9 protein-coding genes are annotated in these 11,665 nt (G+C 38.9%); 6 read left to right on the top strand and 3 right to left on the bottom strand.

Features of this window, described 5'->3' with window-relative positions; all coding sequences use genetic code 11:
* Window positions 1–23: 23 nt before the first annotated feature.
* The 3 genes from treF to KO525_RS07155 form a co-directional block, all read right to left on the bottom strand.
* Window positions 24–1,556 (bottom strand): alpha,alpha-trehalase TreF, encoded by a 1,533-nt coding sequence (gene treF / locus KO525_RS07165; RefSeq protein ID WP_215963114.1) that lies wholly within the window; start codon window positions 1,554–1,556, stop codon window positions 24–26.
* Between the two features lie 15 nt (window positions 1,557–1,571).
* Window positions 1,572–2,810: a sugar MFS transporter gene (locus KO525_RS07160; protein WP_215963113.1), complete on the bottom strand. Its 1,239-nt coding sequence runs from the start codon at window positions 2,808–2,810 to the stop codon at window positions 1,572–1,574.
* A 143-nt stretch (window positions 2,811–2,953) separates the two neighbouring features.
* Entirely contained in the window at window positions 2,954–3,976 is a 1,023-nt protein-coding gene (locus KO525_RS07155) for a LacI family DNA-binding transcriptional regulator (protein ID WP_215963112.1), read from the bottom strand.
* 427 nt (window positions 3,977–4,403) lie between these two features.
* Between KO525_RS07155 and KO525_RS07150 the strand changes: the two genes are divergently transcribed.
* The 6 genes from KO525_RS07150 to KO525_RS07125 all read left to right on the top strand — a co-directional run bounded on the left by KO525_RS07150 (window position 4,404) and on the right by KO525_RS07125 (window position 11,665).
* Window positions 4,404–6,659 carry a TonB-dependent receptor gene (locus KO525_RS07150; RefSeq protein ID WP_215963111.1) on the top strand — a complete coding sequence of 752 codons (2,256 nt, stop codon included), beginning with the start codon at window positions 4,404–4,406 and terminating at the stop codon, window positions 6,657–6,659.
* 232 nt (window positions 6,660–6,891) lie between these two features.
* Window positions 6,892–7,533 carry a MarR family transcriptional regulator gene (locus tag KO525_RS07145; protein ID WP_215963110.1) on the top strand — a complete coding sequence of 214 codons (642 nt, stop codon included), beginning with the start codon at window positions 6,892–6,894 and terminating at the stop codon, window positions 7,531–7,533.
* Window positions 7,530–8,354: a DUF3307 domain-containing protein gene (locus KO525_RS07140; RefSeq protein WP_215963109.1), complete on the top strand. Its 825-nt coding sequence runs from the start codon at window positions 7,530–7,532 to the stop codon at window positions 8,352–8,354. The genes KO525_RS07145 and KO525_RS07140 overlap by 4 nt, the downstream gene beginning before the upstream one ends.
* A 100-nt stretch (window positions 8,355–8,454) precedes the next feature.
* Window positions 8,455–9,516 (top strand): ribosome small subunit-dependent GTPase A, encoded by a 1,062-nt coding sequence (gene rsgA, locus KO525_RS07135; protein WP_215963108.1) that lies wholly within the window; start codon window positions 8,455–8,457, stop codon window positions 9,514–9,516.
* 243 nt (window positions 9,517–9,759) lie between these two features.
* Window positions 9,760–10,770: an LLM class oxidoreductase gene (locus tag KO525_RS07130; RefSeq protein WP_215963107.1), complete on the top strand. Its 1,011-nt coding sequence runs from the start codon at window positions 9,760–9,762 to the stop codon at window positions 10,768–10,770.
* 94 nt (window positions 10,771–10,864) lie between these two features.
* Window positions 10,865–11,665 carry an SDR family NAD(P)-dependent oxidoreductase gene (locus tag KO525_RS07125; protein WP_215963106.1) on the top strand — a complete coding sequence of 267 codons (801 nt, stop codon included), beginning with the start codon at window positions 10,865–10,867 and terminating at the stop codon, window positions 11,663–11,665.

Genomic DNA, 11,665 nt, shown 5'->3' with positions numbered 1-11,665 from the left:
CACAGATTTCTAAACACTACCCATTAATCTTCGCCAGACATCGCCTGATATACTCCATTTGTCCATCCAAAACCTTCTTGAACATCGTATTCACCACCGCCTGCTTTTTGGGTTTGTTGGCAAACATTATATTTTTCCATTAACTTGCCTGTTGATTTAAAGTAAACATCAATGGTCTTTGTCCATCTATGTTTAATAGTATTAGCAAGTTCATCATGTTGATAATTATGTAATCCGACTACAGCAAACCAATGCAAAGGCGCCCAACCATTTGGCGCATCCCATTGCTGAGTGTTCTCAACACAGGTTGTCACTAATCCACCAGGTTTTAGAAATTGTATTTTAATAGCATCAGATATCCACTTTGCTTGATGTTCATCAGCTAACTCTACAAATAGTGGTAAGATCCCTGCCATCGATAATACTGGGCTATTGGTTTTTTTATCGAGATCGTAGTCCATAAAATAGTTGGTTTTTGTTGACCAAAAATAACGATTTATCGCAATTTTTCTCTTTAATGCTAAATCTTTATACTGTGAACTTAAAAACTCATCAGACAAAATTTCAAAATAATGTCCTAATAAACTTTCAACTTTAAACAGAAGACAATTTAAATCAACTGGCAGAATTCGAGTGGTACTAATTGTCGCCAATGATTGCGGATCCGCTAACCATCGAGAACTAAAGTCCCAACCGGATTCGCAGGCGGCCCGAATATTACGGAAAAACTCACTTTCATTATCAGGCTTAAAATCATTGAGCAGTTCAATATCTTCTCTATATGATTCAGGTCTTGGTGTATCACTGTCGTCCCAGTAGCGATTTAAATAACTACCATCAGGTAATTTCACCACACGTCGATGTTCTGACTTCTCGTCAGTTAAATCGTCACTGCCCTGCATCCAAAACTCATATTCTTTGGTAATAGCACCTATATATTTTTTAATAAATGGAATTGGTTCTGATTGAAATGGCAAAAGTAATTCAACTAATAATCCCAATATTGGTGGTTGTGACCGGGATAAATAGTAACTTCTGTTACCGTTCGGAATACAATCAAAGCGTCGCTGTAAGTCGACAAAATTATCTAACATACTCATCACGAGTTTGGTTTTATGGGATTTAATTAAGCCCAACGCAGAAAAGTAACTGTCCCAATAATAGATTTCTCGGAAGCGACCACCAGGCACAACATAAGGATTAGCCAGAGGCAATAATGAGGTATTAGTTAGTTTGTCTGCTGGTTTTTCCAACGCCAACCATAATTTTTCAATTTGCTGATTAATATCGGTAGACGGACTATCTATCGTTATTTCAAGGGTGTCCGGAATAATAAAGTTGGCTAAGACAAAATCTTTAAGCACAAAACCAGTATTGCTTTTTCTTTCCTGTTGATAATTAGTCAAAATCTTATGGATAGGCTGCTTTGGTACAGAATCGGTAAACGTTTTACTATCAGGAAATACCCCCTGAGTTTGTACATCCTTAAATAATTCACTTTCAAAAAACGCAAAACTTTCATGACAATTAAATGCGTTTAGGTTGGTCTGGTGCATACAATAACCCTTCTACTACAAACTTGATGTTGGTTTGGCCTGTGATGCCTTATTGAAAAAATATAAGCTGATGACAATGAGTGTCATTGGGATTAACGACAGATAAAATGCTTGTTGGCCTCCGAGCGCTTGAAATGAATAACCAGTAATAACCGAACCTGTGGTGCCTCCTAACGCTGAAAATACCACAATTAAACCCGTCATCGACGCTTGTTTAGACTGCTTTACACTGCTTAACATTACCGAATTAATAACAGGATAAATTGGCGCCATCATCAAACCGATTAATGGCAGTAAGTAGGCAACAACTGGTGCATCAAATACGTTATTAACGCTCCCCATTTCAGTTGCTTGGGTAAGTGGTAATAGTACAACTATGATCAACCCCATGGATAAAATGCATATATTTAGAAATGGATACCAGTGTATAAAGCGAAGAACTTGACCGGCAAGTAAACGACCAATTGCCAGCGCGGCAGCAAAAATACTCGTGATCTGGACGCTCACATTATTTGGTAAACCAAGTACTTCGTTGTTAAACGTCGGAAGCCAAGTACCAATACCCTGTTCAATTAATACATATAAAAATATAGATAACACAAATACCAGAACAAGCGGTTGATAACTCATTTTGATCATATTGATAAATTCAACCAATACGCTCTCATTTTTAGATGTTAACTCTGTTTGACTTATCGTCGAAAAACCAACTAAAACTAAAGTTAATGCGATCATTCCTGCAAGAGGGTAATACACATTTAGCCAATCAGTCGATACAACTGAGTTAGGGTCAACATAGACACTAAACAACCAATAACCAGAAAGGCTACCAAGCATAAAAATACCTTCAATTGTATTTAATAAAGATGAATGAGATTTTACCGAGGTAGACAATTGCCCAATAATGGAATAAACAGAAACTTTAACTAATGCGAATGAAACACCAATACAGGCAAACAACAGCTTAATGACCCAAAAGCTGCCAACTAACGGTGTGACAACACACGCTACAGTGACTAAAGCCAAGCCAATTAGTAGCGTTACCTTGTAGCCAATCCTTGGTATAATCGACGCGACAAAAAAAGACACAAACGCGATTGAAAGATCTTTAAAACCTTCTAATGTACTCGCCTCTGGTTTAGTTATTCCAAAACTCGAAATAGATTGCAGAATGACGGTACCGACACTGTTTAATAAAATAGCAAAAACAAAATAGCTTGCGGCAATTGCGCAAATAGTAATTAGTCGTGACATTGGACACTCTTAAGTAAAGATTTTCATTTAGTCTAGTATTGTTTATTCACAATTGCAAACGTTTGCATTTGGATTTATTTACAAGGTGTTGTTATGGTATTTATCCGATTATATAAATACCATAACAACATCTAGAATGTATTTTAGGCGTGTTTACTGGATTTTCGGGCGATAAGTTCGATATCAACAATGGCCGATTTAGCGGGCTTACCTTGAAACTGATAAAGGAGTTGCTCAACCATTACTTCTGCAGCTGACTTGGTGTCCTGTTTGACCGTAGTTAATGCTGGGTGCAGTAATTCGGCCATCGCGATATCATCAAAACCAATAATACTGACATCACCCGGAATACTGACATAACGTTCTTTTAACGCTTTCATAGCACCTAATGCCACCATATCGCTGGTCGCGACAATGCCGTCAAAATATAATCCTTTAGTTAAGATTTCCGTCGATATTTTTTCGTAAGCAGCTTTACTTGTGATGTCACATGATAAGGTCAAGTTATTGTCAATTACCCTACCCGCCTGTGCTAATGCTCGACAATGACCTTTATGCCGTTCACTCATTTCAGCATGTTCGGGATCCCCTAAGAATACGATATTTTGACAACCGCCGTCGATTAAGTGCTCTGTCGCAATAAAGCCACCGAGTTCATTATTGCTGCCGACAACAGCGTAATTAGCTGCTACTTTAGGATCGCCCCACACCACTAATGGGGAACCAGCAGCTGCAACATCTTCTATTTTACTGGTGCTTTTTCCCTGACCAATAACAATAATACCGTCTGCACGACTACTGTTGATAAAATAATTACTCCAATCGTCAGTTGCCATAAGAGAATTTGACAACAACAACTCGTAGCCTTTTTGATTAAGCGCTTGGTTAAGATCCCCTACGACTTTGAGCAAAAAAGGGTCATTAATACTCTGATCAGTATCATCTATTAAATTGAGAATAACCGCGACAACATTCGTTTTTTGGGTACGTAGACGACTTGCGGCGCGATTTAAACTAAAATTATTTTCTTTAGCCAACGCCTGCAACATTTCTCGAGTTTCTTTTTTTATCAAGGGGTTATCATTTAGCGCTCGGGAAACCGTTGACGTTGAAACACCAGCTAATTTGGCCAATCCAGCTAAGGTGAGTTTATTATCATTGCTCAAAGCAAATATCGCCTTTCATTATTTTTAGTCATCGTAATAACAGAATTATTGCATACATAGTCAGTAATACAATCAAAAACAAACCATGAGTTCTTTCCTGTTAAGCAATCTCTAATAACCATTTTTATTGCTAAAAACGTTTCAACAATTCGGTCCGTTAGCTAGTTACAACAAATTCCATAGGTTCATTTAGAATGCCACTTTTGCATTAGTAGCAATTCCCCAAACGAAGAATTATCACTAACTACTGTAGTTAAACGCAACTTAACGTCGTAAAACACTTACAATTGCAATCGATTGCAATTAGTTGCACAAAGTAATTGCAAACGATTGCATTTTTGTTTAGTTTAAATGCGGGGAAGGAACTACAATCAAAATAATCAGTAGTTGCATGGGTGTAAACCATCGCAACTTAGAGGGTATAAAAATGACTAAAAAATTCAAATTATCGTCAGTCGCCTTAGCTTTGGCCTTTACTTGTAGTACAAGTAACGCTTTTGCTGAACAAAAAAATAATAATGATGACAACGTTGAAAAAATTGTTGTTACCGGGACATTTAGCGGTAAAAGTGTTGCAAAAAAAGAAGTGAGTTTTGCAATCAGTTCGTTTTCAGAAGACGACATTAGAAAGTTAGCGCCAAAAAGTACAGCCGACTTGTTCAAAGCCGTACCAGGTGTTTGGGCGGAAAGCTCAGGTGGTGTTTCTGGCGCCAATGTCTTCGTTCGTGGCTTCCCCGGTGGTGGCGATGCACCTTTCTTAACTGTACAGTTGCAAGGTGCACCGATTTTTCCACCACCAACCCTTTCCTTTTTAGAAAATTCTACCTTATTTAGGCTAGACGAAACGGTCGTTTTTATGGACGCTCTTCGCGGTGGCCCTAATGCCGTTGTTTCTAATGGACAACCCGGTTTAACAACCAACTTCATCCTTAAAGAAGGTTCGGAAGATACCGAAGGTCTCTTTAAGTACTCAACATCAGATTACGGCTTACAACGTATCGACGGTATGATCAGTGGCGCAATAGCCGAAGATTTGTACTTTATGGCCGGCGGTTACATTAAAAGCTCACCAGGCATACGTGACGCAGGTTTTAATGCGGAACAAGGGTCACAATTTACCCTTAACATCACCAAACAATTAGACAACGGTAAGATCAATTTATACAGCCGTATAACTGACGATCATGGCGTCTGGTATTTGCCATCGCCACTTAATGTCGATTCGGTCGATAATAAATACACACAAATTGGCAGTAAAAATCGCTTAGCCACAATCAAATATGGCCCTGATAATACCGAAGAAACTGTTGATTTTGGTCAAGGCCGCGGTTGGAATGGTTCGGTAACAGGTGGCAGCATAGACTTAACATTGGGAAATGATTGGGCGCTAGTAGACCGATTCATATACACCACAGGTGACGCCAATACTTATGGTTTAGTGCCAAATGAAGATGCTACTGCATTGTCTAATGTTGCCGATAATGGCAGTTCTGCAATTGGTGCCGTGTCAGGCAAAGTATATGCAGGCGACACTATGGTTCAACAAATTGGGCGCTGGGTAGTCAAAAAGCAAATAGAGGCATTCACCAATGACTTCACGCTAACTAAAACGTTGGATAATGGCACCTTTACCGCAGGTTATTATCACTCGACATTTGCCGCAAACGACTGGTGGTCAATTGGTAATCAAGCCTACCATGTCATTGAGTCAGGTGGCGAGATGTTAACCGGTATTGACTGTAACGATAACTTAGATGGCTGTGGCTGGAACTATGATATTAATAGTGTGGGTGATGGAGCAACAAGTGCCTTATATATCGCAGCATCATTTGATGTGACAGACGATCTCACCATTGATGGTGGACTCAGAAACGAAAACCATAAGATTGAATATACGGTTGATGAAGGGTTGGACGGCGCAATAAATAAGGCCGTATCTTATGACAAAACAGAGCTGGCCTATACTGTTGGTGCAAATTGGATGTTGGACAAAAACCAAGGTATTTTCGCTCGTTATAGTGACGGAAGTAAAATGCCGTTTTTTGATGATTTCAGAGACAACTTTGGTTCATACCAAGATGGTGAAGACTTAATCAAACAGGTAACTCAATTTGAGTTTGGTTATAAAATGGTACGAAATGATTACGAACTGTATGCCACAACCTTTTTTAATGAAGTGAAAGGCGATACGTTTGTTTCACAACCAGGTGCGCCAGCTGAAGTATTGACTAATGAAGCTTATGGTATTGAAATTGATTTCAATTATTTCACCGAAAGTGGTCTATCGCTAAGTCTAAACTCTACAGTTCAACAAACCGAAATTACTGAAAGCCCTGATAACAAAGGTAATGAGGCACAAAGACAACCAGGTTGGCAAATTCGTTTGACCCCAAGTTATGACATTGATTTTGACAACGGCAGTTGGGCCACTGTTTACGGTAATATTTCAGCCGTTGGTGACCGCTTTGCCAATAATGAAAATACCGTAACCTTGGCTGGTTATCAAAAAGTTGATTTAGGTATGATCTTAAACTTAACTGATGCGGTTCAAGTGCAAATGTCAGTCAGTAATTTGACCGATGAAAACGCACTAACAGAAGGTGATCCACGCGATTCGTTATCGTCAAATGGTCGCTATATAATGCCTAGGACAGTCGATTTAAGCGTTAGCTATTTATTCTAAGGGCAAAACTAAGGTTATGCTAAATTGTAAATAATTAACGGCTAATATTGGTCTTGTTAAATTTAAAAGCGAATTCATATTGATTGGATTCGCTTTTTTATTGCACTATCCTTAGAACTTAGAGCGCAGACAATCCTTTTTTGTTGTAAACCCCAAGGCAATCAAATTCAATTGCAAATTAAAATGCAATCATATAAGGTTGCATAATACTTAACTATTGAGAAACTTCGAAATGATCGCCGTGTTAACTGGAGACATTGTTAATTCAACAAAAATGTCAAAAGAGACGTATTCAGAAGTCATAAAGCAATTAACGTCATTACTGCAAGACGTAAACGTCCAGTTTAACGCCGTCGGTGAAATATACCGTGGTGATGAATTTCAAATTCAATACCCTAACCCATTAGATGCACTAAAAAGCACATTATTAATTAAACTCGCACTGCATTTAGCCACGTTTTCAGAAAAGCCAATCCAGTGTACACTTTCGCTCGCCTATGGTGAATACGACATTTATGCCGATAAACCAAACACGTCATCAGGTTCGGTATTTGTTGCGTCTGGACGGGGACTTCAAAAAACATCAAGGGGTGAACTATCACTTCTGCTTGAGCAAGATTTAGACGAAAGTGAGCTTAACTTACTCACACAGTTTTTAAATCATCTTTTAAATCGACTCACCAAAACTCAAGCCACCTTGCTTTATCAATATATTGAAAACGATTTTACCGATCATAAAACCATGGCAGAGTTAACCGCTACCACTCGCCAAAACATCAGTAATAGGCTCAGTAATATTGGTGCGAATTTAATAAAAGAATATATTGAGAATGTTAATCGTAAGATTGAATATCTGAAGGTAAAGTCACAATGACAGCCTTGTTGTTGCTTCTAACCGCCCACTTTATTAGCGATTTTTATCTACAATCGCCGCAGTGGCTAACGCAATCAACCTCTAAATCCGTAAAAATCAAAACGCTCTGCAGACGCGCAATTATACACGCCCTGCTCTACACTTTAGTATTAACGACAATTATTTATTTAACACCGACAAGCCTAACTCAAGCCATTATTGCGGTTTTTGTTATCACTGCCGGTCATTTGATGGCCGACCTTTGTAAGTCACCAAAAAGCAATAACCTTGTCTACTTTCTACTCGATCAATTACTTCGTATCGTCATTTTAGTCATAGTTTGGGCTGTTATTTCCAATATTACTTTTATAGACGTTATTGGATTTTTAAAGCAACTCATTACCCCTAAAACCATGATCCTCGGTATTGCCTATTTGCTCGTTTGTAAACCGGCATCGGTTTTAATAGCACTCGCTCTAAAGAAACACACCGATGCGTTAACTCATAATAATATGGCAACAAGAAGCGACACATTAATTAGTCAAACGCCGGATAAAACAGAAGTTGAACTGAAAATCGAAAAAGAAAACAATGTTGGGTTAATCTCAGCAGGTTCATGGATAGGCTACATTGAACGATGTTTAGCGATTTCTTTTATTTTTATGGGGCAATTTGCAGGCATTGGTTTTTTAGTCGCCACAAAAACAATTTTTAGATTTGGCGATTTAACAAAAAACAAAGATATGAAGCTGACAGAATATATGTTGTTAGGGACATTAATTAGCTATGCAATTGCATTATTTATTGGTTGGAATGCAATGCTAATATACAAAAGTATTTAGTCGCCTTAACTGAGTTTCACTTACTTCAAAAACGGGCTATATCGACTATAGTGGGTAAGCACAACGCTTATTTAAACTAAACCGAAAAGAGTAACGAATTTTGTCTTCATCTTCACATTTAAATTTGCAGCAACTAGGCTGGCGACCATTCTTTCAACAGCAGATCAATTTAGATGAATATGACACCTGTCTATTTTGTCGAGTTGTGGAGCAGCACCGAAGTAAAATAGTTGTTGAGAGCGACCAAGGTCAATTTGATATCCGACCATCGAATAATGCTGACCCTATTTGTGTCGGGGATTGGCTTTTAATCAATAAAACCACAAAAATAATTGAGCGAAGTTTAGAAAGGCAATCTGTGTTTCAACGTAAGTCTCCAGGGTCAAAAGTTGATACGCAACTTATCGCAGCCAATATAGATCACCTCATCATTGTCAGCTCACTTAATCAAGACTTTAACTTAAGCCGAATAGAGCGTTATATAGCGGTTGCCAAAGACGCTATGGTCGACCCTATTGTCGTCCTGACTAAAGCCGACCTATGTGAAAATAATGAAGAAGTAACAAATAAAATACACCAAGTACAAGATCTCGACGCGATGATGGTCACGTTAGCCGTAAATGCGTTAGCGTATTCAGACCTCGAACAACTTACCCCCTATTGCAAACTAGGCCAAACCATCGCGTTTGTAGGTTCCTCAGGCGTCGGTAAATCAACAATTGTAAATACGCTATTGCAAACTGAATCTATGAAAACAGGCAGCATCAGAGAAGATGACGCCAAGGGCCGACATACAACAACTCACAGAGCATTAAAATCGCTACCACAAGGTGGATTGTTAATGGACACGCCGGGGATCAGAGAGTTGCAGTTAACTGAATGTGAAACCGGTGTTAATGAAACGTTTAGTGAAATTGTGGCATTGGCTAAACAGTGTCGATTTAGTGATTGCTCTCACCAAACAGAACCCGGATGCGCTGTTCAACGTTCACTTGCAAATGGAGAACTAGATCCGCGACGATTCAATAACTTTCAGAAATTAATAAAAGAACAAGCCTTTAATAGTGCTACATTGGCTGAACGCAAAGAAAAAGATAGGAATTTTGGCAAATTAATAAACGCAGTTCAAAACGAGTCCAGGTTGCGTAAAAAAGGCTTCTAATGACATTGTCATCAAATTTCAAATTCATTTTTAACCATTGACAGCCAAGCTAAATCTATAATTGTAGGCCAATTTTGTATGTTAAATTGACTAAATACCCTCTCCCTTTATCAACAAAATGTAAAAACTGAATATCTAAATTGACGTATTATCAATTACTTTAATTGTCGTTAGTATAATGGTTAGTTTCACAGTGAATATCGGCAAGTAAATTGTTCACTCATTTCTACCATGGACCAAAACATGCAGCAAAACATGCAAACGACGAAAAAGACGCAAGGCACTCAAGACACAGCTCAGACAAACTGTTTTCCTTCATTAAACTCAGGATATAACTCTGTTTTTAAATTAGGAAAATTAAGCATTGGACTTGTGGTACCACTAGAGCGGTATGAGTCTGGTCCAGTGCCGACAATGGAAGACCACTTAACCCGCGTACAACTCGCTGAGCGTTTGGGCTTTAAATCTGTTTGGTTACGAGATGTACCGTTTAATGTGCCTGCATTTGGTGACGCTGGTCATGTTTTTGATCCATTTGTTTATCTTGGTTATCTCGCCGCGCAGACCAAAACCATTGCGCTAGGTGTTGCGAGTATTGTTTTACCACTGCGGCATCCAGCCCATGTTGCTAAATCTGCAGCGAGTGTTGATGTCTTGTCTAATGGTAGAGTCATCTTAGGAGTAGCCTCCGGAGATAGACCTCAGGAATATCCAGCAATGGAACTTGAATATGAAAACCGAGGTGAACGCTTTCGTGATAGTTTTGAATACATTAGAAAAATGCAAAACGATAAACCGACCTTTGATAATAGGTATGGAAAATTTGACCACGATAGCGACATCGATATGCTCCCAAAATCAACCAATGGCCGTTTGCCATTGTTGGTAACAGGCGGCAGTCAACAATCACCTGAATGGATCGCCAAAAATAGCGATGGGTGCATGGTCTATCCTCACGACCCTCTTGTACAAAAGCTATTTGTTGAAGATTGGTATAATCGGCTTAAACGTTACAATCGAGCGCCGCAACCCGTAATGCAACCTTTGTATTTTGACTTAGCTACCTCTAACTCAGCTAAACCTGAGCCAATTCATCTCGGTTTTAGGTCTACGGTTGAGTATTTAGTCGGGTATTTAAAATCGCTCGAACGTGCAGGAATTAATCATGTGGCACTTAATTTACGATTTAATCAGCTCGACATTGAAACAACACTAAATTTATTGGCTGAAAACGTACTGACCGAATTTAGCTAACGCTGACTAAATTAACAAAGCCATTGAACTTCCCTAAATTAATTATTAACTAATCAACCATACAATAAAATGTAATGTGTTCGGAGAAACTAAAATGAAGAAAACAATATTGATAACCGGGTCAACTGACGGCATTGGCTTTGCAACGGCTAAATCATTGCTTAAATTGGGTCATGAGGTTTTATTGCATGGCAGAAGTGAAGCCAAACTAGCGGCGGTTAAAACCTTGTTATCCGATTTTGCATTGCCTGAATTTATTAAAACTTATAAAGCTGATTTATCCATCCTAAGCGAAGTTAAGCAATTGGCAAACCAAATCAAAGAAGAACACCAACACTTAGATGCGTTAATTAACAATGCGGGTGTGTTCAAAATTGCAAATACCGAAACCATTGATGGGTTTGATGTTCGATTTGCTGTTAACACCATCGCCCCTTATTTGTTAACCCAACAACTTTTACCAATAATGGATAATTCTGGCCGAGTTGTGAACGTTTCCTCCGCAGCACAGGCGTCAATCAACCCCGCAGAGTTGTTTACCGTGGGTAAGTTATCAGACAATGAAGCTTATGCTAAAAGCAAACTCGCAATTACTATGTGGTCAAGGCAAATGGCTATGTCGTTAGGTTCAGATGGGCCTGTAATTGTCGCCGTTAATCCTAAGTCATTTTTAGGCAGTAAAATGGTAAAAGAAGCCTACGGCGTTGCTGGCGAAGACGTTCAACAAGGTGCTGATATTTTGGTAAAAGCCGCATTATCTAACGATTTTGCAAAAGCTTCTGGGTTATATTTCGATAATGACATAGGACAATTTTCAGCACCGCACCCAGACGCTCTCGATACCAACAAAACGATCAAGTTGACACAAGCCATCGAGCAGGTTTTAGCCCGTTAA

It is taken from the genome of Psychrosphaera sp. B3R10, from assembly GCF_018861025.1.
In the GTDB taxonomy this organism is placed as follows: Bacteria; Pseudomonadota; Gammaproteobacteria; order Enterobacterales; family Alteromonadaceae; genus Psychrosphaera; species Psychrosphaera algicola.
Note: the sequence above shows the minus strand (reverse complement) of the source record. Positions and strands in the feature narration are given on the sequence as shown.